This window comes from Streptococcus mitis (genome assembly GCF_022137125.1).
GTDB lineage: Bacteria > Bacillota > Bacilli > Lactobacillales > Streptococcaceae > Streptococcus > Streptococcus mitis_CE.
In genome coordinates this window covers 1-25,398 of record NZ_JAKNEQ010000001.1, presented here as the reverse complement: position 1 = coordinate 25,398, position 25,398 = coordinate 1, and the positions used below count along the sequence as shown (strand labels likewise).

24 protein-coding genes, 1 pseudogene and 1 riboswitch are annotated in these 25,398 nt (G+C 40.2%); of the genes and pseudogenes, 8 read left to right on the top strand and 17 right to left on the bottom strand.

Annotated elements, in window-relative coordinates; all coding sequences use genetic code 11:
• Positions 1-39 precede the first annotated feature (39 nt).
• Both L0P31_RS00125 and L0P31_RS00120 read right to left on the bottom strand, forming a co-directional pair.
• Complete coding sequence (locus L0P31_RS00125) at positions 40-675, bottom strand: DUF421 domain-containing protein (protein WP_000174455.1); 636 nt, start codon at positions 673-675, stop codon at positions 40-42.
• Entirely contained in the window at positions 672-1,127 is a 456-nt protein-coding gene (locus L0P31_RS00120) for a DUF3290 family protein (RefSeq protein ID WP_000675332.1), read from the bottom strand. Before L0P31_RS00120 ends, L0P31_RS00125 begins: the two co-directional genes overlap by 4 nt.
• 133 nt (positions 1,128-1,260) lie before the next feature.
• Between L0P31_RS00120 and L0P31_RS00115 the strand changes: the two genes are divergently transcribed.
• From L0P31_RS00115 to L0P31_RS00100, 4 genes are all read left to right on the top strand, one after another.
• Positions 1,261-2,088: an exodeoxyribonuclease III gene (locus tag L0P31_RS00115; protein ID WP_238095247.1), complete on the top strand. Its 828-nt coding sequence runs from the start codon at positions 1,261-1,263 to the stop codon at positions 2,086-2,088.
• An 11-nt stretch (positions 2,089-2,099) separates the two neighbouring features.
• On the top strand, positions 2,100-2,486 hold the full coding sequence (locus tag L0P31_RS00110) for a bleomycin resistance protein (RefSeq protein ID WP_000386225.1): 387 nt from the start codon (positions 2,100-2,102) through the stop codon (positions 2,484-2,486).
• A 133-nt stretch (positions 2,487-2,619) separates the two neighbouring features.
• Positions 2,620-2,715, top strand: a riboswitch (purine riboswitch).
• Positions 2,716-2,844: 129 nt separating this feature from the next.
• On the top strand, positions 2,845-3,426 hold the full coding sequence (locus L0P31_RS00105; protein ID WP_223340541.1) for a xanthine phosphoribosyltransferase: 582 nt from the start codon (positions 2,845-2,847) through the stop codon (positions 3,424-3,426).
• Positions 3,426-4,688: a nucleobase:cation symporter-2 family protein gene (locus L0P31_RS00100; protein WP_024057619.1), complete on the top strand. Its 1,263-nt coding sequence runs from the start codon at positions 3,426-3,428 to the stop codon at positions 4,686-4,688. Before L0P31_RS00105 ends, L0P31_RS00100 begins: the two co-directional genes overlap by 1 nt.
• A 32-nt stretch (positions 4,689-4,720) precedes the next feature.
• Here the strand turns inward: L0P31_RS00100 and L0P31_RS00095 are convergent, their stop codons facing one another.
• The 3 genes from L0P31_RS00095 to L0P31_RS00085 all read right to left on the bottom strand — a co-directional run bounded on the left by L0P31_RS00095 (position 4,721) and on the right by L0P31_RS00085 (position 7,873).
• Positions 4,721-5,125, bottom strand: a complete 405-nt coding sequence (locus L0P31_RS00095) for a PaaI family thioesterase (RefSeq protein WP_000651223.1) — start codon at positions 5,123-5,125, stop codon at positions 4,721-4,723.
• A 69-nt stretch (positions 5,126-5,194) separates the two neighbouring features.
• On the bottom strand, positions 5,195-6,676 hold the full coding sequence (locus tag L0P31_RS00090) for a UDP-glucose--hexose-1-phosphate uridylyltransferase (protein ID WP_238095244.1): 1,482 nt from the start codon (positions 6,674-6,676) through the stop codon (positions 5,195-5,197).
• Positions 6,677-6,694: 18 nt separating this feature from the next.
• Positions 6,695-7,873 (bottom strand): galactokinase, encoded by a 1,179-nt coding sequence (locus L0P31_RS00085; protein ID WP_237447340.1) that lies wholly within the window; start codon positions 7,871-7,873, stop codon positions 6,695-6,697.
• Positions 7,874-8,036: 163 nt separating this feature from the next.
• On the opposite strand from L0P31_RS00085, the gene galR reads away from it, so the two are divergent.
• Complete coding sequence (gene galR / locus L0P31_RS00080; RefSeq protein WP_004259105.1) at positions 8,037-9,038, top strand: DNA-binding transcriptional regulator GalR; 1,002 nt, start codon at positions 8,037-8,039, stop codon at positions 9,036-9,038.
• 67 nt (positions 9,039-9,105) lie between these two features.
• Here the strand turns inward: galR and L0P31_RS00075 are convergent, their stop codons facing one another.
• Entirely contained in the window at positions 9,106-10,143 is a 1,038-nt protein-coding gene (locus L0P31_RS00075) for a zinc-binding dehydrogenase (RefSeq protein ID WP_238095512.1), read from the bottom strand.
• 76 nt (positions 10,144-10,219) lie between these two features.
• Complete coding sequence (locus tag L0P31_RS00070) at positions 10,220-11,116, bottom strand: cation diffusion facilitator family transporter (RefSeq protein ID WP_238095242.1); 897 nt, start codon at positions 11,114-11,116, stop codon at positions 10,220-10,222.
• A 132-nt stretch (positions 11,117-11,248) separates the two neighbouring features.
• Here L0P31_RS00070 and L0P31_RS00065 point away from each other — a divergent pair, with 132 nt between their 5' ends.
• Positions 11,249-11,785: a TetR/AcrR family transcriptional regulator gene (locus tag L0P31_RS00065; protein WP_238095240.1), complete on the top strand. Its 537-nt coding sequence runs from the start codon at positions 11,249-11,251 to the stop codon at positions 11,783-11,785.
• Positions 11,786-11,923: 138 nt separating this feature from the next.
• On the opposite strand, the gene L0P31_RS00060 is transcribed toward L0P31_RS00065, so the two are convergent.
• The 10 genes and pseudogenes from L0P31_RS00060 to L0P31_RS00015 form a co-directional block, all read right to left on the bottom strand.
• Complete coding sequence (locus L0P31_RS00060; RefSeq protein ID WP_238095238.1) at positions 11,924-13,444, bottom strand: ABC transporter permease/substrate-binding protein; 1,521 nt, start codon at positions 13,442-13,444, stop codon at positions 11,924-11,926.
• Positions 13,437-14,165 (bottom strand): ATP-binding cassette domain-containing protein, encoded by a 729-nt coding sequence (locus L0P31_RS00055; RefSeq protein ID WP_033676410.1) that lies wholly within the window; start codon positions 14,163-14,165, stop codon positions 13,437-13,439. The genes L0P31_RS00060 and L0P31_RS00055 overlap by 8 nt, the downstream gene beginning before the upstream one ends.
• Positions 14,166-14,179: 14 nt before the next feature.
• Positions 14,180-14,371: pseudogene (locus L0P31_RS00050) on the bottom strand (nuclear transport factor 2 family protein); the annotation flags it as partial.
• A gap of 34 nt (positions 14,372-14,405) precedes the next feature.
• Positions 14,406-14,849 carry a MarR family winged helix-turn-helix transcriptional regulator gene (locus L0P31_RS00045; RefSeq protein ID WP_238095235.1) on the bottom strand — a complete coding sequence of 148 codons (444 nt, stop codon included), beginning with the start codon at positions 14,847-14,849 and terminating at the stop codon, positions 14,406-14,408.
• Between the two features lie 144 nt (positions 14,850-14,993).
• The gene (locus L0P31_RS00040) at positions 14,994-16,187 is read right to left on the bottom strand and encodes an O-antigen ligase family protein (RefSeq protein WP_238095233.1); all 1,194 of its coding nucleotides are present in this window, start codon (positions 16,185-16,187) and stop codon (positions 14,994-14,996) included.
• Positions 16,188-16,329: 142 nt separating this feature from the next.
• Positions 16,330-17,772, bottom strand: a complete 1,443-nt coding sequence (gene gtfA, locus L0P31_RS00035) for a sucrose phosphorylase (RefSeq protein WP_238095232.1) — start codon at positions 17,770-17,772, stop codon at positions 16,330-16,332.
• 319 nt (positions 17,773-18,091) lie between these two features.
• Positions 18,092-18,925 (bottom strand): carbohydrate ABC transporter permease, encoded by an 834-nt coding sequence (locus L0P31_RS00030; protein ID WP_238095230.1) that lies wholly within the window; start codon positions 18,923-18,925, stop codon positions 18,092-18,094.
• 16 nt (positions 18,926-18,941) lie between these two features.
• The gene (locus L0P31_RS00025; RefSeq protein ID WP_001007715.1) at positions 18,942-19,814 is read right to left on the bottom strand and encodes a carbohydrate ABC transporter permease; all 873 of its coding nucleotides are present in this window, start codon (positions 19,812-19,814) and stop codon (positions 18,942-18,944) included.
• Between the two features lie 18 nt (positions 19,815-19,832).
• The gene (locus tag L0P31_RS00020) at positions 19,833-21,083 is read right to left on the bottom strand and encodes an extracellular solute-binding protein (protein ID WP_000872420.1); all 1,251 of its coding nucleotides are present in this window, start codon (positions 21,081-21,083) and stop codon (positions 19,833-19,835) included.
• A 34-nt stretch (positions 21,084-21,117) separates the two neighbouring features.
• A complete protein-coding gene (locus L0P31_RS00015) occupies positions 21,118-23,280 on the bottom strand; it encodes an alpha-galactosidase (protein WP_238095228.1) in 2,163 nt (720 codons plus the stop codon).
• Positions 23,281-23,387: 107 nt separating this feature from the next.
• Here L0P31_RS00015 and L0P31_RS00010 point away from each other — a divergent pair, with 107 nt between their 5' ends.
• Together L0P31_RS00010 and birA are read left to right on the top strand one after the other, a co-directional pair.
• Positions 23,388-24,248 (top strand): AraC family transcriptional regulator, encoded by an 861-nt coding sequence (locus tag L0P31_RS00010; RefSeq protein WP_238095226.1) that lies wholly within the window; start codon positions 23,388-23,390, stop codon positions 24,246-24,248.
• Positions 24,245-25,180 carry a bifunctional biotin--[acetyl-CoA-carboxylase] ligase/biotin operon repressor BirA gene (birA, locus tag L0P31_RS00005; protein ID WP_070526673.1) on the top strand — a complete coding sequence of 312 codons (936 nt, stop codon included), beginning with the start codon at positions 24,245-24,247 and terminating at the stop codon, positions 25,178-25,180. The genes L0P31_RS00010 and birA overlap by 4 nt, the downstream gene beginning before the upstream one ends.
• Positions 25,181-25,398: the final 218 nt, after the last annotated feature.

Below are 25,398 nucleotides of genomic sequence, written 5' to 3'. Positions count from 1 at the left end.
TTGCAAATAGAAACCTGAGGCCAAGACCCCAGGTTTTTCTTATTCATAGGTTACGACTGTGACCGCACCCTTGTCATACTCAGCGATAAAGATATTGGCTACATTGTCATGCCCTTGCTTGCTGAGGTTATCAAGCAGCCATTCTTCGTTACGACCAATCGACTCCAAAACATCGACTTGTATCACACCGTCAGTCACAACTGGATACTTAGGATTTTCATCCCCCATTTGGACCACGATGAGTTGGCCATTTTGCTCCTGCACAGCTCGTTTGACTTGCTTCATCTGGAAAATTCCTTGGCTACGAAGTTTGAGGGCTACATCCGATGCAGACAAGCCAACTGAACGACAGGCTTCTGGGTCAATCTGCCCATTTTTGATAAGGAGAGTTGGTTTTCCATCAATCAAGCGTTTGACAAAACGAACATTGTTATTGAGCCACTTGAGGGTCAAGACCAAAATCGTCCACATCATCAAAATCACTGCATACTGGAGAATGCTGATAGAACTATTGTAAATCACCCCACCGATGATACCACCGAGAACATAGTTCTGAATTTGGTCTGTCGCAGAGTTAGGTGCTAGGTTTCCCTTTCCTGTCACATTGATAACAAAAACAAGCGAGAAGAGCCCCAAGGCCAGTTTGATTAAAATTTCCATATAATTGAGTGTCATTTGTTTACCTCCACCAATTCAATAGCGTCTGTTTGATTCAATTCTAATTTCTCTAAAAGATACTTGTCTGGTTGGCTCCCGTTCATGGCGCGGTAGAAATTTGGACCTACTTTGACAAGCGCTCCATCAGTGGCTGCAGAAGTATTGACATAAACTTCTGATTTATCCACTCCCAAGTCTTTGGAAACAACCTCTATGAAATGAAGGGAGGTTTGAAATTGGTTGTTAGAGGCTTGATTGGTCTGGTATTTTGAGATTGTCACCAAAAGCATGGCCACCAAGGTCAAGGCCAAAATCATGACCAATTCCCGAAACTTAGTCCCCTTTTTATCTCGATAGGCTTTAAAAGCAAAAAATCCTGTGATAGCTAGGAGAACAATTCCAAAGCCAATCATGATGCCATTTTGCTGACTGATTTGGCTAAGTACATAGTCATATGAGTAAAATTTCATTTATTTTCACTCCCTTTCATAAAATCATTCTTAATTATAAACGAAAGAGAGTGATTTTTCAAGCCATACGTTGGGGAAATGGACCTTTTTTTGGTATAATAAAATCTATAATCTGAATGAAAAAGGTAACTTTATGAAACTCATCTCATGGAATATTGATTCCCTCAACGCAGCCCTAACTAGTGACTCAGCTCGCGCGAAATTATCCCAAGAAGTCCTACAAACCTTGGTCGCTGAAAATGCTGATATCATCGCTATCCAAGAAACCAAGCTTTCTGCCAAGGGTCCTACAAAGAAACACTTGGAAATTTTAGAGGAACTCTTCCCAGACTATGAAAACACTTGGCGCTCTTCCCAAGAGCCTGCCCGCAAAGGCTATGCTGGTACTATGTTCCTCTATAAGAAAGAACTCACACCCACTGTCACTTTTCCAGAAATCGGTGCCCCTTCTACCATGGACTTAGAAGGTCGCATCATCACTCTAGAATTTGATGAATTTTTCGTGACCCAAGTTTACACTCCAAACGCTGGCGACGGCCTCAAACGTTTGGAAGAACGCCAAGTCTGGGATGTCAAATATGCGGAGTACTTGGCTGAACTAGACAAAGAAAAACCAGTCCTTGCGACCGGTGACTACAATGTAGCCCACAATGAAATTGACCTTGCAAATCCTGCCAGCAACCGCCGTTCACCTGGATTTACCGACGAGGAACGTGCTGGATTTACCAACCTTTTAGCAACTGGATTTACTGATACCTTCCGCCACATTCACGGCGATGTTCCAGAACGCTACACTTGGTGGGCACAGCGCAGCAAGACCTCTAAAATCAATAATACTGGCTGGAGAATTGACTACTGGCTCACAAGTAACCGCATCGCTAACAAGGTGACTAAGTCTGATATGATCGACTCGGGAGCTCGCCAAGACCACACACCCATTGTCATGGAGATTGAACTCTAAGGAGAAAACGAATGGACTATCAAGCTGTCATTCCTGAATTTGTAGTATCTGACATCGAAAAATCACGCCACTTCTACTGCAACCTGCTAGGATTCTCTGTCGAATACGAGCGTCCAGAGGAGAAATTTCTCTTCCTCTCGCTTGAAGACTGCCAACTTATGCTAGAAGAAGGCAGCGTAAAAGAATTAGCTCAGCTGACCTATCCTTTCGGGCGCGGTGTCAATATTTCCTTTGGCATTGCAGATGTTCCTCAGCTCCACCAAAAACTGCTGGAAGCTGACTATCCTATCCATCGTCCCCTGACAAAAAGAGAATTTCGAGTAGGAGATAGTTTTATTTATCCCCATGAATTTGCAGTCTTGGATCCAGATGGCTATTTTTTAAGATTTAGCGAGTAGAAAAATAGAAACCTACAATACTGTATCGTGTTGTAGGTTTTTGTTCGTTCGTTTTTTTTATCTAAACACTAACAAAATCTTTGATTTCTAAAGTTATTTAGTGTAAAATAAAAACATTGGCACAAGCCTATTTAAAATTGAATATCATTTTACTTGTTTATGTCGTGAATTGGCACGACGTTTCTACAAGGTGCCGGAACACCTAACAATAAGTAAGTCAGAAGTGAGGTATGGTCGTTTTTGCCATGCCTATTTTGGGGACTTACTTAGAGATTAAGTAGGTCCTTTTTCTATCAGTTTTACTGGATAGAAATCTGAAACAAGCAAATGGATTAGCTTTTAGACTTTAGGAGGTCTTATGAAATTATTAGAAGAGCGCGTCCTCAAGGATGGGCATATCTTGGGTGATAACATCCTCAAGGTGGATTCCTTTTTAACCCACCAAGTTGACTTTAGCTTGATGCGAGAAATCGGTAAGGTTTTTGCGGAAAAATTTGCTTCTGCTGGTATTACCAAGGTCGTAACCATTGAAGCGTCAGGTATTGCCCCAGCCGTTTTTACAGCTGAAGCCTTAAACGTTCCCATGATTTTTGCTAAAAAAGCTAAGAACATCACTATGAACGAAGGTATCTTAACTGCCGAAGTTTACTCCTTTACCAAGCAGGTGACCAGCACCGTTTCTATCGCTGGAAAATTCCTCTCACCAGAGGACAAGGTCTTGATTATCGACGATTTCCTTGCTAATGGCCAAGCTGCCAAAGGCTTGATTCAAATCATCGAACAAGCTGGTGCCACAGTCGAAGCTGTCGGTATTGTGATTGAAAAATCCTTCCAAGATGGCCGTGATTTGCTTGAAAAAGCAGGCTACCCTGTTCTATCACTCGCTCGTTTGGATCGTTTTGAAAATGGTCAAGTCGTATTTAAGGAGGCAGATCTCTAATGCAAACTCAAGAAAAACATTCACAAGCAGCCGTTCTTGGCTTGCAGCACTTACTAGCCATGTACTCAGGATCTATCCTGGTTCCTATCATGATTGCGACAGCCCTTGGCTATTCAACTGAGCAGCTAACCTACCTGATTTCTACAGATATCTTCATGTGTGGAGTGGCAACCTTCCTCCAACTCCAACTCAACAAATACTTTGGAATTGGACTCCCAGTCGTTCTTGGAGTTGCCTTCCAGTCGGTCGCTCCCTTGATTATGATTGGGCAAAGCCATGGTAGTGGTGCTATGTTTGGTGCCCTTATCGCATCAGGGATTTACGTGGTTCTTGTTTCAGGCGTTTTCTCAAAAGTAGCCAATCTCTTCCCATCTATCGTAACAGGATCTGTTATTACCACGATTGGTTTAACCTTGATTCCTGTTGCTATTGGAAATATGGGAAATAACGTTCCAGAGCCAACTGGTCAAAGTCTCCTACTTGCAGCTATTACTGTTTTGATTATCCTCTTGATCAACATCTTTACCAAAGGATTTATCAAGTCTATCTCTATTTTGATTGGTTTGGTTGTTGGAACTGCCATTGCTGCTAGCATGGGCTTGGTGGACTTCTCCCCTGTTGCGGCAGCACCGCTTGTCCATGTCCCAACTCCCCTCTACTTTGGGATGCCAACCTTTGAAATCTCATCTATTGTCATGATGTGTATCATCGCAACGGTTTCTATGGTTGAGTCAACTGGTGTTTATCTGGCCTTGTCTGATATCACAAAAGATCCAATTGACAGCACGCGCCTTCGCAACGGTTACCGAGCAGAAGGTTTGGCCGTACTTCTCGGAGGAATCTTTAACACCTTCCCTTACACAGGATTTTCACAAAACGTTGGTTTGGTTAAATTATCAGGTATCAAGACTCGCCTACCAATCTACTACGCAGCTGGTTTCCTGGTTCTCCTTGGACTCCTTCCTAAGTTTGGTGCCCTTGCTCAAATCATTCCAAGCCCTGTCCTCGGTGGTGCCATGCTGGTAATGTTTGGTTTTGTGTCTATTCAAGGGATGCAAATCCTCGCCCGTGTTGACTTTGCTAACAATGAACACAACTTTCTTATCGCAGCTGTTTCAATCGCTGCAGGTGTCGGTCTAAATAACAGTAATCTCTTTGTCAGCATGCCGACAGCCTTCCAAATGTTCTTCTCAAACGGAATCGTCGTAGCCAGCCTACTTGCCATTGTCCTCAATGCCGTATTAAATCATAAAAAGAAATAAGAAAAAGAGGTGTGAGCCTCTTTTTTGTTTCTCTATATCCTTACCTGTCTGTCTTCTGACCTCTGTCCTGTGACAAACATGGTAAAGGTTGCCTTACAGACATTTCTGCCTTCTTGATTGGTAATATCGACATCCACTACGCAGGTTGTGCGACCTTGATGGACACATTCTCCTTTAATAGTCAGCACATCATCAAGTTTTCCTGCTTTGAGGTAGTTGATAGAGGATTGGAGCGTCACTCCGTCTAATCCTAGAGATATGACCACCAAACCGCTGATCTGGTCACAAAGGGTAAAGAGATAGCCACCGTGGGCATTGCCATAGTAGTTGAGCGACGAGTCCACTACTTTGGTCGTCACCACAACGTGACCATCTCTCATTTGTTCAATTTCGTAATTTTCAAAAGCAGATATAGCGTCAAAATGAAAATCTTTCATCGTTTCCTCCTGATATTTCAAACGACACTATGATACTACTTTTTATAGGACTGTGCAAGGAGAAAGCTCCTAGTCTGGCAAAATTCCGACCTGCTCCACAAAGCGCATAAAAGCTGTCTGCCCTTGTTCCGTCTGCTTGTAGACTCCTGCATCCTCAAGTACACGCGCAAAGATAGCACCAACAGAGTCTTTGACGATTTCAAGGGCTTTTTCTTTATCTGTTATGTCTGGATGTTGGACTTTGAGTTGGTATGCCCATTTCTGATGATAATCGACAACTGAGACAGCTTCTCCTACAAGATAGCTAGCGACTTGCTCCACTTCTGCTTCCAAACGAGGTGGTAAGATAGCCAAGCCCATAACCTCAATCAAGCCGATATTTTCCTTCTTGATATGTTGGACATCCTTGTGAGGATGATAGATGCCATCAGGATGTTCTGCAGAAGTCTGATTGTCCCTCAAGACCAAGTCCAACTCAAACTGACCGTCGCGCTTACGCGCAATCGGTGTGATGGTGTGATGCGATGTCCCATCAGTCTCAGCTAAAATCTGCACTTCAGGGTCTGAATACTGGCGCCATTCCTGCAAAATCTTATCAGCCAAGTTGATCAAATCCTCTTTGGAATCCGAAGTCAAACGCAACACTGACATGGGCCACTTGACAATCCCAGCCTTGACTTGTTCAAAACCAGTAAATCGGAAGGTCTTTTGCAGAGGAGCCAATTCCATAGGAAAGACATGACGGCCTCCCTGATAGTGATCATGAGTTAGAATAGAGCCCCCCACAATTGGTAAGTCCGCATTTGAACCCGCAAAATATTCTGGAAACTTCTCTACGATAGCCAGCAGACGTTCAAAGCTCTGACGACTAATGGCCATGGGACGATGCCGGCCATCTAAGAAAATACAGTGCTCATTAAAGTAAGCATAGGGAGAATACTGGAAGCCCCATTCCTGACCAGCCATTTCAAAACGGATAATACGGTGGTTGCTACGAGCTGGGTGGTTGACCCGACCATGGTAGCCCTCATTCTCTAGACAAAGCTGACACTGAGGATAATTACTAGCTTGCACCAACTTGGCCGCCGCAATCTCTTTCGGATCCTTTTCAGGCTTAGAGAGGTTGATGGTAATCTCAAGCTCTCCGTAATCAGATGGAACATGGTAAGCAATATTCTTAGCAATAGCCTTGAGTTTGATGTAGTCATTTTTCTGGCTAAGTTGGTAGAAATCTGCTATTGCCTGTTCGGGAGATTGGGCGTAAGTTTCCCAGAAGTCACGATTAACCTGACTCGGACAAGGGGTCACCAAGTCCATCAGTTCAGCACCAAGGATTTCACGCGCAGTCTGACTATCCTCAATCGTCTCTAGTCGAACGGCTTCCTCAACCAGCTGGTCCTTGAGATCAATCAATTTATCCAGATTGGTCTCAACTTCCAAAACACCATCTCCCACTCGTGCCAAGACACGATTGGTCAGGTAGATTCGATCCATTTCCTGAAATGAACTTTCAGCAATGACATGTGTTACAAATTTATCTACTAAGGTCACTATAGAGCCTCCTTTTAACTAGTCAAGGACGCGAGTGCCACCTGCAACTTCAGCGATATAGAAGCTTGGAGCATAGCCAACTACTTCCTCGTAGTGTTTGCCTACAGCTTCCTTAAAAGCCTCAACAGTATCTTTTTGAACCAAGGCAATGGCACATCCACCAAAACCTGCCCCTGTCATACGAGCACCGAGAACACCTTCTTGTGTCCAAGCTGTGTGAACAAGAGTATCCAATTCCAAACCAGTTACTTCATAGTCATGCTCCAGAGAAACGTGTGACGCATTCATCAAACGACCAAATGTTTCCAAATCTCCTGCTTGAAGGGCTACTTGAGCTTTGAGGGTACGTTGGTTTTCAAGCACAGCATGGCGAGCACGTTTCAAACGATTTTCATCTTTAATCAGATAGCTGTATTGGTCAAAGGCCCACTCATCCAATTCACCCAAGGTCTGAATATCTAAAGCAACTTGCAATTCTTCCACTGCTTTTTCACACTCAGCACGACGTTCATTGTATTTAGAATCCGCCAATTCACGGCGTTTGTTAGTGTTCATGATAACAACGACATTGTCCTTCAAATCAAGTGGCACCAAATCATACTCTAAGTTGTTGGTATCAAGGTAAATAGCACGTTGATCAGCCCCCATACCAATAGCAAATTGGTCCATGATACCAGAGTTGACTCCGATAAAGTTATTTTCTGTTTGTTTTCCAATTTTAACCAAATCGAGACGCTCTAATTTTAAATCAAAGAGATGCTCTGCCACGACTCCTGTCAAGAGTTCAAGGGATGCTGAAGAAGACAAGCCAGCACCATTTGGGATATTCCCATAAACATAAAAATCAAAACCTTTGTCAATCACGTGTCCAGCTTCTTGCAAGAAATGAAGGACACCTTTTGGATAGTTGGTCCAGTTGTGCTCTTTTTCAAACTTGAGGTCGGCGAGAGGCACTTCGATAATACCCTTGTCCTCAAAGTTAGCTGAGTAGAAACGTAAAACTTGGTCGTCACGCTTACGAGCTGCACCGTAAGTTCCCAAGGAAATAGCAGCAGGAAAAACGTGCCCACCGTTGTAGTCTGTGTGTTCACCAATCAAATTGATACGACCTGGTGAAAAGAAAGTTTGGTCTGCTTCTTGACCAAAAACAGCAAGAAAGTCTTTGCGAAGAGTTTCAGCAGTAAGATGTTGTGTCATATGATTTCTCCTTTTACTGTCCGTTAAGTCACCTTAACGTGTAATCGTTTTCTTCTATTGTATCCAAGGGATTTTCCAAGGTCAATCCTTTTTACTAAAATTTTACTAAACTATCGGTAAAAAGCAGAAAAATATGATATACTAATCTAATCAAGGAGGATTTATGGCTACCTTAAAAGACATTGCACAGCTAGCCTCTGTCTCTATCGCGACCGTATCCCGTGTCCTCAATCGCGACCAGAGTCTATCTGTTACAGAAGAAACCAGACACCGTATTTTAACTGTTGCTGAAGAGCTGGGCTACACCAAGCACCTCAAGACAGGCGAGTCCCACAAGCCCAAGCAAAAGATTGCCATTATCCAATGGGTCAGCGAACAAGGGGAGCTAGACGATCTCTACTACTACCAGATTCGCCTAGGCATAGAAAAAAGAGCCCAAGAGTTGGACTACGATATCTTGCGCTATTTTAATGACCATCCTTTTACCCTAAGCGAGGAAGTAATTGGGATTCTCTGCATCGGAAAATTTAGCCGAGCTCAGATTTCTGCCTTTGAAGAATACCAAAAGCCTCTTGTATTTCTAGACAGCGATACACTTTCCCTGGGACATACCTGCATTATCACAGACTTTTACACTGCCATGAAACAGGTTGTCGATTATTTTCTCAGCCAAGGGATGGACCGCATCGGGATTCTAACAGGCCTTGAAGAAACAACCGACCAAGAAGAAATCATTGAGGATAAGCGACTGGAAAATTTTAGAAACTACAGTCAAGCAAAGGGAATCTATCATGATGAACTGGTCTTTCAAGGAAGCTTTACTGCCCAGTCTGGCTATGACTTGATGAAGGAGGCTATTCAGAGTTTGGGAGACCAACTGCCACCAGCATTTTTTGCAGCTAGCGATAGTTTAGCTATCGGTGCCCTCCGTGCCCTCCAAGAAGCTGGAATCAACCTGCCAGACCGCGTCAGTCTTATTTCCTTTAACGACACCAGCCTGACCAAGCAAGTCTATCCTCCCCTCTCCAGCATCACCGTCTATACCGAAGAAATGGGCAGAGCAGGCATGGATATTCTTAATAAAGAAGTACTCCACGGTCGCAAAATCCCTAGCCTGACCATGCTGGGAACCAGACTGACTCTGAGAGAGAGTACTCTGCCATAACTCCACAAATTAAAAATGACAAAAAATCCTAATAGAGAGTCTCAAATCTCCATTAGGATTTTCTTTTTTAGGCCATCACAATCATAGACTTAATGGTCTTACGTTCATCCATATCTTTATAAGCTTGATCAATATCTTCTAATTTATAGCTTGAAGTAAAGACACGGCCTGGATTGATATCACCATCAAGGACGGCTTTTAGTAAAAATTGCTTATCATATGTTGTCGCAGAAGCTGCCCCACCTGCTACAGAGATATTTTGCATAAATGTCGAACCAAGAGCACGATTATTATAGTGTGGGACTCCTACAAATCCCATACGCCCTCCATTATGAAGGACACCTAGCGCCTGTTCTACAGCAGCCTCCGTACCAACACATTCAAGTGCTGCGTCCGCTCCGCCACTGAGAATTTCACGCACCTTGGCAATACCTTCTTGACCTCGCTCAGCTACAAAAGCTGTCGCACCCGACTCCAGAGCCATCTTTTGACGATCTTCATGACGACTCATGAGGATAATTTGCGACGCACCACGCATCTTCGCCGCGATGACAGCACATTGACCTACAGCACCATCACCAATGACCACAACCTTATCCCCTTTTTGAACATTAGCAACACGCGCCGCATGATAGCCTGTCGGCATAACATCTGCAAGAGTCAAGAGGGACTTTAGCATACCTTCTGTGTAGTCAGAAGGTTGTCCAGGGATTTTAACCAGCGCCCAGTTTGCATAGTGAAAACGAATATATTCCGCCTGAAAATCGCCTCCCAAGTTATTACCAATATGATTATCGCAAGAACCGTCAAAGCCAGCAAGACAGGCATCACACTCACCACATCCATGTGTAAACGGGACAATGACAAAATCACCTGGCTTCACCGTCGTAATGGCTTCCCCAGTTTCTTCGACAATCCCAATCGCTTCGTGTCCACTATTTTTATGTCCCGATTTAATATCTGGATTGCGGTAACTCCAAAGGTCCGAACCACAAACACAAGCACGAACCACACGAATAATAACATCATCCGCTTCTTGAATACTTGGACGCTTAACCTCTTCAATACCGACCTGACCTGCTTTTTTATAGACTGCTGATTTCATTAACATATCCTCTCCATTTTTACTAGTTTAAGTATACACTTTTTATTATGCTTTCGCTCACTTATACTACACCTCATCAATGATGATGATTTTGATCATGACTTGCTTCTAACTCTGTTATATTGCGCTTATGTGCTTGGTGACTTTCTAGATCAACATCAACTTCAATGGTAATATTTTGAAAGCCACAATCTTTGAGGAAAATTCGAATAGATTCTTTACAAGTTTCCATATGCTCCATCTCTTTTAAACAAACATGGACAATGGCATTTTTTTCCAAACCATCCATAGTCCAGAGATTAAGCTGATTGATACTAGCGACATGATCCAATTCTGCTAAATCCGTCTTGATCTTCTGGATATCTACTCCTTCTGGCACTGCATCGAGGAAAATCTTGAGCGTAGACCAAAAACGTGGAAGGGCTTTTGACAGAATAAAGAAGGAAATAGCAATAGACAAGAGCGGATCCAAGATATACCAATCGGTAAATCGAAGAACAATGGCCATCAGGATGACAGCCACCCAACCCAAGGTATCTTCCAGAAAGTGCAGGCTGAGAATGGATTCGTTCTTTGTTTGTCCCTTTCGGACCACAAGACTAGCTAATACATTGATAGTAACCGCAATCATTCCTAGCCAGAGGATACCTTCATCATTAACGGGCTGTGGATTAAAAAGTTTAGTTGTATTTTCCAAAATCACTAGGATGGATCCTGTGATAAGAATCACAGCAGTCACTAGTGCTCCTAAAAGACTAAATCGCTTGTAACCCAAGGTGTACTGCCTATCTTCTTCTCTATTTGAGATTGTTTCTAAAAAGGCCGATATCCCAATAGAAATGGCATCTCCCAAATCATGCACAGAGTCAGCAAGAACAGCACTCGAACCAAATACTCCACCTGCAATAAACTCGACAATAGCATAAGTCAAGTTTAAGAAAAAAGCTACCCAAACAGTATATTTTGCCTTCATCTTTCTCATTCCTTTGTTATAATATATTTATGAACATCTTGTTCATTATCATTATCCACTAAAATTCAAAGAAAGGATAGAAGCAAAGCGTCAACTTTATTCAGTTCTGAACATTTTGCCTCAAGTGTCCATATGACTAAAATCGACCGTCGTATCAGTAAAACAAAAAAAGCCATCTATCAAGCTTTTCTACAACTTTTGAACGATAAGGGCTACGAATCCACTACGGTTCAGGATATCATTGATCTCGCAGACGTGGGACGTTCCACTTTTTACTGTCACTATGAGAGTAAGGAACTACTTCTGGGCGAGCTTTGTCGCTACCTCTTCCATCACCTCTTTGAAAGAGAGGAGTCCATTTCAACCGAAGATTACCTCGCCCACCTCTTTCTCCATTTTCAGAAGAATCAAGATCATATCACCAGTCTGCTATTTTCCAAAAATGACTACTTCCTCCGTCAACTCCAGAGAGAATTGGAGAACCACGTCTATCCCTTGTTGGCTGATGATTTGAAAGAAGCTCACCCCAGTCTGCCTGCCTCTTATCTCCAACACTTGGTCATAACAAACTTTACCGAGACATTGATCTGGTGGCTCAAAAAAGGGCAAGACTTCACAGAACAGGAAGTTGTCCAGTTTTATCTAGACTTTCTCATTCCTAAAAATTGAATACAGAGTAGAACTCAGTTACCTTATTTCTAGGCTAGTAAGTTTTTTATCTTTTCAACAATCAAAAAAGCCCAGACAATATTGTCTGAGCAGTTTTCTATATGGTCGTTTAAGCAAGTTGAGTTTGACATTTTCAAACTATTTCTTCAACAAACCTTGTTCTTGTAGAAACTCCTTGGCTACTTGTTCTGCTGACTTGCCTTCAACACCGACTTGGTAGTTGAGCTGGCTCATCTGGCTTTCAGTAATTTTACCAGCCAATTTATTGAGAACTGTTTCCAACTCTGGATGTTTCTTGAGAAGAGCTTCTTTCATCAGTGGAGCCCCTTGATAAGGTGGGAAGAGTTGCTTGTCATCTTCCAAGACCTGTAAATCATAACGCGCCAACTCTGGATCTGTCGAATAGGCATCTGTGATTTGAATATCACCTGACTGAATTGCCTGATAACGAAGAGCTGGCTCCATGGTTGCAACATTAAGATTGAGACCATACATTGATTGCAAGCCCTTATTGCCATCTTCACGGTCATTAAATTCTAAAGTAAAGCCTGCCTTCAACTGTCCTTCCACTTTTTTCAAGTCTGAAATGGTCTTCAAGCCATATTCTTGAGCAATCTTTTTCGGAACAGCTACAGCGTAGGTATTTTGATAAGACATAGGTTTGAGATAGGCTAGATGATCCTGTTTGGCAATACCATCACGCGCCACCTGATAAACCTGCTCTGGCTCATGACTCACTTTCGGTGATGGTTGTAGCAAACTTTCAGTCACCGTTCCTGTAAATTCAGGATAGATGTCAATATCGCCTTTTTTCAGAGCTTCATAAAGAAAGCTTGTTTTCCCAAAATTTGGTTTAACAGTCGCAGTCATGCTGGTATTTTCTTCAATAAGGAGTTTATACATATTGGCCAAAATTTCTGGTTCCGGTCCCAATTTCCCAGCAATAACCAAGTTTTCTTTCTCTTTTTGAGCCAAGAGAGCTGGGCTATAAGACAGACCGAGCAATATGGTCACCAAGGCAAAACCAGAGAAAATCGTCCGCAATTTTGCTTTTTCCATAACTTTTAGTAGGAAGTTAAAGGCAATGGCAAGCACTGCAGAAGAAAGGGCCCCAATCAAAATCAGACTGGCATTATTACGGTCAATTCCCAAAAGGATAAAGGAACCCAGTCCCCCTGCACCAATCAAGGCAGCCAAGGTTGCCGTACCGATAATCAAGACCGCTGCCGTCCGAATTCCAGACATCATAACAGGCATAGCAAGTGGAATTTCAAACTTCTTGAGTCGCTCCCACCTAGTCATTCCAAAGGCAATCCCAGCCTCTTGTAAACTCGGATCAATTCCCTTGAGTCCAGTAATGGTATTTTGTAAAATCGGAAAGATCGCATAGATCACTAGAGCTGTCAAAGCTGGCAAGGTTCCAATTCCCATCAAGGGGATAAAGAGTCCCAACAAGGCCAGAGACGGGATAGTCTGGAAAATCCCTGCAATCTGTAAGACCCAGTCCGCCAGCTTCTCATGATAGCGAAGATAAACAGCCAAGGGAATCGCGATAAAGATAGCTAGTAACAAGGTTAAAAGTGACAACTGCAAATGTTGAGATAGAGCTGTCAACCAATCACTAAAACGATCCTGAAAAGTTGATATCAAATTAGTCATGAACACTACCTCCAAACAAGTCTGCTACAAATTCTGTGGCAGGAGCTTTTAAAATCGTCTCGGGATTCGCCACCTGGCGAATCTCCCCATCCTGCAAGACAGCAATACGGTCTGCCAATTTCAAGGCTTCATCCGTATCATGGGTCACAAAAATCGTTGTCATCCCAAACTCTTTATGCAATTCTTTAGTCAGAACCTGCAACTGTTTTCTCGAAATAGCATCCAAGGCTGAAAAAGGTTCATCCATGAGGAGAATCTTAGGCTGACCAATCATAGCACGAACAATTCCAACACGCTGTTGCTCCCCACCAGATAATTCACTAGGCAAACGATGTCCATACTCAGCTACTGGTAAACCAACCTTAGCCAAAAGCTCTTCTGTTTTCTGAGCAATTTCTTCCTTAGTCCAGCCCTTCATCTCAGGAATCAGGGCAATATTTTCCGCGACCGTTAGATTAGGAAAGAGAGCAATAGCCTGTAAAACATAACCAGTAGAAAGACGAAGTTCACGCTCATCATAGTCTTTGATGCGCTTGCCATCCATATAAATATTTCCATCAGTTGGTTCCAAAAGACGATTAATCATCTTGATCATGGTCGTCTTACCGGACCCAGATGGCCCAACTAAAACCATAAACTCTCCATTCTCAATTCGTAAATTGACATCTCTCAAAACATCTTTTTCTGTGTAGCGCAAGGCTACATTTTTGTATTCAATCATTCTGTATCCTCAATTTAAAACTTCCATCGATTGGTCAAGTCTTCTACCTTAGACATAACTTCCTTATTGTCCCAATGCTCCACAATTTTCCCTTTTTCTAGTCGGAAGATATCGTACTGGGCATAGGCAAGGCCATCAATCTGAGTCTGACCATAGCTAACCACATAATTTCCTTGTCCTAAGAGTTGGAAAACAAAGTCAAAAGTGGCCTTTACTTATAAACAGCTAATTTGCTCCATTTTAAACCTCATTTTCCTCCTCTTTCAGATTAGCCAAAATTCTTTCTTGAAAGGCTTCAAACTGACGAATTTCTTCCTCTGAAAATCCTTTGTAAAAGATCGTATCCAATTTCTGACTGACACGATGTCCCACTTCTTTCTGGGACTGCCCCAAATCTGTTAAAACTAGATACTTCTTACGCTTGTCTTCCCCGCATGGACTAACAGTTACAAGATTTTGTTCCTCTAGCTTTTTTATCATAGTTGTTAGCGTATTATTAGCAAGCCCAGTCGCAAGCGCAATATCTGTTGCAGTTGCACAGCCAGTTTCACTATTCCATAAAACCGCTAAAATCTTGCCCTGCTCACTCCGATAAAGAGCTTCAGGGTCTTGGCTCAGTAACTTTTGAAAAATCCGCCCATTCAACAAACGAATATGATGGGCTAGCAAATGACTATCCTTCATAACACCTCCAATTTATTTCGATATCGAAAAGAATAAAACAATTGTAACACTCATCGTTCTAACTGTCAACTATTTCGATTTGGAAATAATTTTTCCCAGTAAAAAAATCTCCTACCCAAGATAGAAGATTTTAATCTTATAAACTTAATCCGTCATGTCCGATACCAAAGTTCGATGCTCCAACGGAATACTGCACATAACTAGTAAGAAAATGAAACCTGACTGAATCCAGAAGAGGGCCAAGTCAAAAATTCCATGTACAGCAACCACTGTAAGGAAAGACAGATAAAGACCGATAATCGGACGTTTCCCCGACTCCTGACTCATATCCATCATCAATCGAACAGGAGCAACAGAAGACAAAACTAATAAAATAGTCCCCACAATTCCGTAACTCAGAATCGTATCGATATATAGACTGTGAGCATGTTCATGATAAGGAGCATTTATCCTAGGATAAGAGTGCATGTAGGTCAATGGCCCCTCACCCCAAAAAGGATTTTGCTTAAACAAGGCCATCCCAGCATCCCAGATAGAAATGCGTTCTTCCATAGAAGAGTCTAAAGTCCCCATCCGAACTCCCAAATCACTAGAAAAGAGGAAGCTCAAGCCAATCGCAAAAACCCCAATACTAAGCCAAAAGGCCTTCCAGTTTTTAATGGTCGTAAAGAGATAGATAATGGCACCAGCGATAATAGCAGGAAAGGCAGTTCGATTTTGCGTAAAGTTCAAACCAAAGAGATTCACAAAGCCTGCAATCACACAGAATACTTTCAACCAATTCAACTTGGTCGTTGTAAACAGATAGAAGGCAATCATGATACAGAAACAACAAATAATTCCATAATAATTAGGATTAAAGAAGGTCACTTCTGCACGATTCTGATGCCACACCTGCATGTTAGGTGAAAGAAAAGCATAGTTGAATTTCTTCACAATTTGGAAATGTTCTAAACTCGCAAAAGCAGCTGACAAAACGCTACCAAACAAGACGAGCTGCAAAATCAATCGAAAGAATTTATGTGATAAAATCGACTGATAGTGCAAAAAGAAAACAGTAAATAGAAAAATTCCTACTGAAGCCACAACTCCCATCCAATTTTGTGCAAAAACGGATATAACAGTACTATAGCCAAGAAAAAGAAGCAGCATCGGATGCTCCCCCATTTTCTGAAGAATACTTTTCATGTCTCCTGTAAAAATTAAACTGATAATATATAAACAGAATACAACTACAAAAAGATAAAAGGGTAAAAAGATACTCAGGATGATTCCCAATAAAATCAGTTCTTTACTAGACAACCCTCTTAGCTTTTCAATAAAGCCTATTGATTTCAAAATGAATCCTTTCTCTCCAAATCAGTTGATTCAGATAATAGTAAGCTATCCTATATTGTACCACTTTTTTAGCAATTTGAAAACAAAGGAAACGTTTTCTAAAATAAAAACCCTATTTTATCAACCATATCAAGTCAAGGCTTCAAAATGTTACTTCAATTCCGTTCTCAATTACCCGATAAGTCTGATTTTGCAGATCAATTTCTGCTACTGCTGTTACGGACTTATCTTTATTTTGACGCTTGATTACAATGCTGTGGGCTGTTGGTGTTTCAACGTCAATAGTTCCTTCTAGATCAAAGGCTTCTGAACGGTTACGGAAAGAAAATAGATTGAGAAGTGCCTTCACTACAGGACGTTGGACCTCTTCTGCTATTTCCTCATTGCTATAGTAATGACGATTAATATTTCGACCTTCTTTAGTTTCTTCTAATAATTTCAAGTCATTCTTGCCTGCTAATAGACCTACATAGTAAACTTGAGGAATACCTGGAGCAAAAGCTTGAATTAGACGAGCGAGAAAATACTTAACATCATCATCTCCAAGCGCAGAATAGTAAGTTGAATTGATTTGGTAGATATCTAGATTGTTATACTCTGCACTGGAGTACTTACGTTTGACATTCGCTCCAACCTTATAGAGCTCATTTGAAGCATAGTCAATTTCTTCATCGGTCAGGATATCCTTGACATCCACCACTCCAATCCCATCATGGGTATCTAGTGTCGTAAATTGCTTCATCGGGCTCATCTTTAACCACTTGGCTAAGCGCTCTGTTCTGGAACTGTAAAGAGTATAAAGAGTCACCATTGGAAGGGCAAAATCATAAACATAGTAATCATGATCCGCTATTTTAAACTGAATAGAATAATGTTCATGAATCTCAGGTAAGAGCTCTGTCCCATACTCAGCAGCGATATCTCGGACTTTATCCAACAAATCCCAAATATCTGGTTCCACAAAGAAATCATTGGTATCCAACTTCTTCACTGCATAAGCAAAGGCGTCTAGACGAATCAAATCACACCCGTTACTTGCCAAGTGCTGAATGGTCTTACGGATAAATTCCATCGTTACTTCTTTGGTCACATCAAGATCAATCTGCTCCTCACCAAAGGTATTCCACAAATGTTCCACTGAACCATCTTCAAACACAATCTCTTGCTTTGGTGCACGATCCTTACGCTTGTAAATTAAATCCACATCAGCTTGTGTCGGACGATTTTCTGGCCAAAACTTGTCCCAGTTTAAAAAGAGATCTTTAAACTCACTAGCTTCATGTTTTTCTTGATAGTCCTTATAATACTTAGATTGACGAGAAATATGGTTAATCATAAAGTCAAACATAAGATAATATTTCTCACCTAAACGCTTAACATCCTCCCAATCACCAAACGCTGGATCCACTTCGTCATAGTCAACCGGTGCAAATCCACGATCACCTGTTGACGGGAAAAATGGTAGAAGGTGAACTCCCCCAATAGCATCCCCAAAATGCTCTTCCAAATTCGTATATAGATCTTTAAGATTATTTCCAAGACTATCAGAATAGGTAATCAACATGGTTTTATTTTGAATTGGCATAATTACTCTCCTTTTTCTAATTGAAGCCAAGTCTCATATGACTTGGCTTCGTAAATCAAATTCATGTTATACTCTTCGAAAATCTCTTCAAACCACGTCAGCTTTATCTGCAACCTCAAAGCTGTGCTTTGAGCAACCTGCGGCTAGCTTCCTAGTTTGCTCTTTGATTTTCATTGAGTAGTAAATCTCTGTTTATTATCAAACTCGTACTAATATAGACTGTGATAAACTAAGTACTACTTTCTTGTTTTCTACATAGAATTATCAACAAGCTGAGCCCTTCCTCTGTGTCAAAGACTATAGATTCCATGAGTTCTTCTTACTTCACTGCTCCGTTGCTCATTCCTGAAATAATATGTTTTTGGAAGATGAGGTAGACGACAGTAATTGTTACAATTCCCACAATATAGGATGCAAAACTTGGCCCATAGTCATTAAAATACTGGCCTTGGTAGTTGTACTGGAAGAGAGGCAAAGTCCACATCTTGGAATCCTTATTCAAAATCAACAATGGCAACATAAAGTCATTCCAGAACCATAATGCATTGATAATCAAGGTTGTAGCATGCATGGGCTTCAGCATTGGAAAAATAATCTGACGGTAAGTTGTAAATCGATCAGCCCCATCAATTTCTGCAGCTTCATCTAAACTATCTGGTACACTGATTTTAATATAACCAACATACAAGAAGAGGGTCTGTGGAATTGCATAAGTTAGATAAAGTAGCACCAACCCCCACATATTTGCCAGGCCGAGTTTGCTCATCATAACTGTGATAGGAATCATAATCACCTGAAATGGAACAAATATCCCTAAGATCAAGAGCGAATACATAATTGCAAAGGCTTTTTTCTTGGACATATTTCGAGCAATGGAATAAGCTGCAGCTGGTATAAAGAAGGCTACTACAATCAATGATAATACCGTAATAACAGCTGAATTCCAGAAATAGCCTCCAATCCCATCCGAAATCAATCGTTCATAATTGCTTAATGTAAAAGGATTGGGCAAACCAAAGAAATGATTCATGATATCCTTGGTTATCTTGAAGGAACTAAAAACCGTTACTAACAAAGGAACAAGTATGAGAATACCACCTACTATCAAGAGGACATACTTCCAAAACTGATTCAATTTTTCTTCTTTTTTCATGTGTAAGACTCCCCTATTAGATTTCAAATTTCTTTGATAGTTTGATTTGGATAAGAGAAACAATTCCAATAATTAAGAATAAAATCAAGGCAATTGCATTCGCATATCCATATTGATTACTCTTGAAGGCATAGTTGTAGACTAAAAGACCAAGAGAGGTTGTAGCATTATTTGGACCACCACTCGTCAAGGCAAAAATTTGGTCAAAGGCAGTCAAACCAGACTTAAGAGCTAGGATAAAAACCATAGAAATCGTTGGTAGCAAATATGGTAATTCAATTTTCCAAAAAGTTTGTTTACTTGTTGCACCATCAATTGATGCCGCCTCCAAAATATCACTTGGAATACTCTGAAGACCAGCAAGAAAGAGAATAATCGGCATTGCTACTCCTTGCCATAGAAGAACAAAAATAGTTGCCACTACCGCTCCGATTGGTGTTCCTAATAGACTTTCTTGTAAAAAACTAATCCCTAAAATTTTTCCAATCGTTGGAAGACCATAGTTGAAGAATTGTTTAAAAATCAAGGAAACTGTCAAACCAGACAAAACAGCTGGGAAAAAGAACCAAGCTCTAAAGAAGGTCTGCCCTTTCATCTTAGAATTTAAGGCTCGAGCCACAACCATCCCAATTGTAATCTCTCCAATAATCAATGCTAGGGTTAAAATCAAAGTAAAAGCAATGGCTGTGAAGAATTTCCCATCAATCATCAGCAATTTGTAGTTATTCAGACCAACAAATTTATAATTATAGGTCAATCCAGTCCAGTTAGTCAAACTATAGAAAGCACCTTGTACCATCGGAAAGTAAAAGAAGATAGCTTGTAATGCAAGCGGGATGAGCAAAAAAGTCCAACCCCAGTATTTATTTAAAATTTTTCGAATAGCCATATCATCTTAACTCCTATTCTAGTCCAAATCTGCCTTCATTGGATTAAAGAAAGCATTGAGATTGTTTGCCATATTTTTCAGATTTTTATCCATCAAGTAACCTGCACTTAGATTGAAAAAATCTTCTTCAGAATTCCAGTGTTGGCCCAACCAAACATAATGTTTATCCGTAAATGCTAGTTTAGAAATCTCTGCAAGTGCTGAATCTTCTTTTTCCTGTATACCTTTCACAGCAACTGGTGAACCATCCACATCATAATATGCTTGCATAGCTTTTGGACTAGTCATATAGCTGATAAATTCTTCGGTTTCTTTAGGATGTTTGGTCGTAGCTGAAGTTGATAATGCCATGTCCCCTGCACCAACAGTGACTTCTTTTCCTACTTCTTCTCCTGGGAAGGCAAACATCCCCACATCAAATTTTGGATCCTGTTGATTAATTGCCGCTAATGCCCATGATCCTTGTGGCATCATAAAAGCTTTTTCATTCGAGAATGCTACCACCGCATCATTATAAGAGGCACCACGCCATCCATCTTGAGCATTGTCTGCCAACAAATCTAGTCGTTCTGCATCTGCTTTTAAAATAGCATCATCTACAGAAATAGCATTTGGTTTTGAAAAGCGAAGATAGTTATTAGCTGCGTCTCCACTGCCTGTAATGGTAATGAGAGAAAGTTGGTGATAACCGTTTAATGTCCATCCTTCATTGCCTGCAACTGCAAACGGAGAATTCCCACTATCTTTTATCTTTTTAACAATCTCTTGAAACTCTTTAAAAGTCTTCGGTTCCTCAAGTCCTAATTCTTTAAACTTTGTTTTATTGTAATAGATTCCATAAAGGTTAGCAGTTAAAGGCACACTATAAATCTTGTTATTGATTGCATACTTTTCTGCATAGTCATTCTTAATATTCTCAAGATAAGATTTCCCTGTCATATCTGCAAAGTAACCTGCTTTTGCCCACTCCTGAAAATCCATATTTTGAGGATAGATATTAACAATATCTGGAACATCTCCTGATAAAATCCGAGTCTTCAGAACAATACCAGCTGCCGGAACAGTCGTCAGTTTTACATCAATAGTAGGATGATCCTTTTCAAAATTATCTACAATTTTTTGCAAAGTATCCGCCATTTCGGTCTTCTGGTTAAAAAATTCAATCGTTACCTTTCCATCAGTCGATTGATTATTCTGACCACAAGCTGCTAGACCTAGTAAACTAGCCCCAGCGACTAAAAGAAAACCTGCTTTCTTATACCATTTCATTGGAAAGCCTCCTTTATAAATTTATACACCTTTATTATAGTCTTCTAAAAATATACTGTCTACTCAAAAAATCTCCTTGGGATAAAATAACAGTTAAACCCGCATACATTAGTTCTGCACCTGAGTAAACTTCGCCATTTTCCTGTAATTCATATAGTCCCTCTTCATCCAAATCTTTTAACTTTAAAGTTGTTTCCATGGTCTCTACAACTGACAAAACGCGAACGTAGGTTACAATCGTTTGATTTTTGTAATTAAATTGTACAGCTGCTTCATTGGATGCAGTATCAGGATTAATTAGTCTATACTGTTGTCCTAACTGAACTACTGGTCGTAATTCTTTATACAAGTTCACCTGATTAGCAATCTCACCTTTCTCTTCATCTGATAAACTTGTCAAATCAAGCTCATATCCCAAATTTCCCATCATTGCTACATGTCCACGTGTTTCTAATGGTGTCGTTCGTCCCATCTGATGATTCGGTACTGCTGACACATGAGCCCCCATAGAAATGGTTGGATAGAGATAGGATGAACCGTATTGAATTGGTAAACGTGCAATAGCATCAGTATTATCACTAGTCCAGACTTGTGGGAAATAGCGCATCATACCCAGATCATTTCGTCCACCACCACCAGAGCAGGACTCAAAGAGAATATGGCTGTGCTTCTCTGTCAGATAAGAAACGAGTTCGTAAAGCCCCAACATGTACTGATGAGATTGCATCTTTGTCTCTAGATAAGTAAAGCCATTTCCTAGGTTGGTCATATTACGATTCATATCCCATTTAATGTAATCAATCTCATGATAAGATAGGAGTTGATCTAAGACATTTTTCAAGTATTCTACTACCTGAGGATTGGCAAGATTAAGTACTAATTGATTCCGAGAATAAGTATGCTCATAACCAGGAACCTGAATAGCCCAGTCAGGATGTTTATGATACAAATCACTATCTACAGAAATCATTTCAGGTTCTAACCAAAGCCCAAACTGCAAACCTCTTTCATGGATAGCTGAAATCAGACTTTCTAGGCTTCCACCCAGTTTTTTCTCATTAACAACCCAATCACCTAAAGCACGATTATCATCAAAACGATTGCCAAACCAACCATCATCTAATACAAAAAGTTCAATGCCAACTTTCTTAGCTTCATCAGCTAGCTCTAACAGTTTTTCTCTCTGAAAGTCAAAGTAAGTAGCTTCCCAGTTATTAATTAGAATTGGGCGTTCTTTTGTAGAAAATTTACTTGGCATAATGTGCTTCAGTACAAAATTCTGACTTTCATGACTAACACCAGTTAATCCCTTGTCTGAATAGGTCATTAAAGCTACCGGTGTTTCAAAGTATTCCTCAGGGTCTAACTTCCAAGAAAAGTTTTCCGGATTAATCCCAATAGCCAGCCGAACTTCATTCAATTGATTCTTTTGAACAAAAGCTTCAAAGTTTCCACTATACATTAGTTGAATAGCAAACACATTCCCTGCATCCTCTGTGATTCCTTGATCACATAGTAAAAGAACTGGTGTTTGAGCATGCCCAGAAGCTCCACGGTTCGAACTAATTGAAAAGATTCCTTGTTCTACCTGTTGACGTCGAACAGTCTTTTCACGAGCATAAGCACCCTGCAGAGTTACGATTTCGTAAGCTGCCGCTGGAAAATCAGCCATAAAAGAAAAGTCTTTATGAATGACAACTTCCTGATTACTATTATTCACTAATTTACTGTAGCTAGCAATAGTCGAATCATTATCAAAAGCAGTATAATACAAATTCAGACTAAGTTGAGCCTTAGAATCTTCTAACATTAAGACAAGAGTCTCTGTATTATCCATGCTATGTGGAGAAGGTAAGCCCTGTGGACCATTCTGACCTTTTAAACTTTTTGCTTCTACAAATCGAAAGTCTGTTACTTCAGTTACACTATGCTGAATCTGTATAGTTGGTTTCCTAAAATCTCCTAAGCCATGTTGCCCAAAAATATGACGTTGAGTATCTAAACTAAAGGTTCGATTAGTAGCCATTGGATTTCCTGAAAAGGCATGGTCTCGTTCATAAACACTGTTGGAACCTTTATAGTTCTTAATAGTCTTTCCTAAATGTTTCAAAAGTAAGTAGCCATTTCGATTTTCAATAATCAAACTTAGATTTTTACTCTCAACATAAAATAGATTATTCTCTATCCTAACTCCCATTTACTTCACCTCATCACTTTATTGACTCTATTTTATCATCTGTAATCGCTTTCTAAAATAGAAAAATGTCTCAAGAATATGGTAAAATGTTAGGTAGGAGGTAGCACATGCTAGTTTTTTCAGAATACCAGACTGGAACAATTGACCTTTCCCTAAGCTTTTATGGATATGAGGAATGCAAACCTAATTACTCTTTTGGTCCAGCAATTCGAGATACATACGTCCTACATTACATTACCAAAGGACAAGGAAAATTTCATTACAAAGGTAAAATTGTTGATTTAAAAGAAGGAGATTTCTTTCTATTAAAACCAGAGGAACTAACCTTTTATCAAGCAGATAGTAAAGAACCTTGGGCCTACTACTGGTTAGGAATCACTGGAGGGAAAGCTCCTGACTATTTTGCTCTTTCTCAAATTTCCGATCAATCCTATCTCATCCAATCTGAAACTTGTCATACCCAGACCACTGCAAAACTCATCTCAGACATTGTCCGCTTCGCTCAGATTACCAAATCAAATGAATTAGCTCAACTCCATATCATGGGACAACTCCATGAACTGATGTTTCATCTGGGAACTATTGCTCCCAATCAGAAAAAAAAGAATATTTCATCAACCTACCAACTCTATCTTGAATGCAAAAGATTAATTGATAGTCACTATCCTCAATCACTTACAATTCAAGATTTAGCAAAAGAACTATCCGTTCACAGAAGCTACTTATCAAGCGTATTCAAAGAATTTAACACCTTATCTCCAAAAGAATACCTACTATACGTTCGAATGTATCGAGCTAAACAACTCCTCGAAAATACCCAAGAGTCAATCAAGGTAATTGCGTACTCGGTAGGCTTTTCAGATCCACTACATTTTTCGAAAGCTTATAAACAATACTTTAATCAGACTCCAAGTCAAACAAGAAAAGAATATTCTCAACACCAACTAGTGAGAAAGGAAACACTATGAAATCATACCAAGCCGTCTACCAAATTCTAGCTAAAGAAACCGATTATATCAGCGGAGAAAAGATTGCAGAAGAACTATCACTGACCCGAACATCAATTTGGAAAGCCATCAAGCGTTTAGAACAAGAAGGCATTGAAATTGATAGTATCAAAAACAAAGGCTATAAACTGGTGAATGGGGATCTTATTCTTCCGGAACTCCTAGAACAAAATCTTCCAATTAAAATCAGTTTTAAATCCGAAACAAGATCAACTCAACTCGATGCAAAAGAAGCAATTGATTTAGGGAATGAAGCAAACACTCTCTATCTAGCTTCCTATCAAACAGCTGGCCGAGGCCGTTTTCAACGTTCTTTCTACTCACCCCAAGGTGGCATTTATATGACACTCCATCTCAAACCAAATCTTCCCTATGAGAAATTACCATCCTACACACTACTTGTAGCAGGAGCTATCTACAAAGCCATTAAGAACCTAACTTTAATAGATGTCGACATAAAATGGGTCAATGATATCTACCTCAAAAATCATAAAATTGGAGGAATCCTCACTGAAGCAATGACCTCTGTAGAAACTGGCTTAGTCACAGATATCATTATTGGAGTAGGAATCAACTTTACTATTAAAGACTTCCCTCAAGAATTAAAAGAAAAAGCTGCTAGTTTATTCAAAGCTCCAGCACCTATTACCAGAAATGAATTAATCATAGAAATCTGGCGTTCTTTCTTCAAAACGCCAGCAGATGAGTTATTATACCTATATAAAAAACAGTCATTCGTTCTAGGAAAAGAAGTGACTTTCACACTAGATCAAAAAGACCACAAGGGACTTGCTAAAGATATCTCAGAAAATGGAAAACTTTTAGTTCAATGTGATAACGGAAAAGAAATCTGGCTCAATAGCGGAGAAATTTCACTCAAGAGTTGGAAGTAATAATAAACGAGCACAACCATAAAATCGACAATATATAAAGATTTTAGCTTTTCTGCAGCCCACTACAGTTGACAAAGAGCGCAAAAAAACTTCAGATAAGTAATCCAATTAAGTTTTACAAATCTGAAGTTTTTATTCTACTATTCTTAAAAATATAAAAAAAGGCTCTATAATATTTGTAGTGGGTAAATTCCCTATAGATATTATGGAGCCTATTT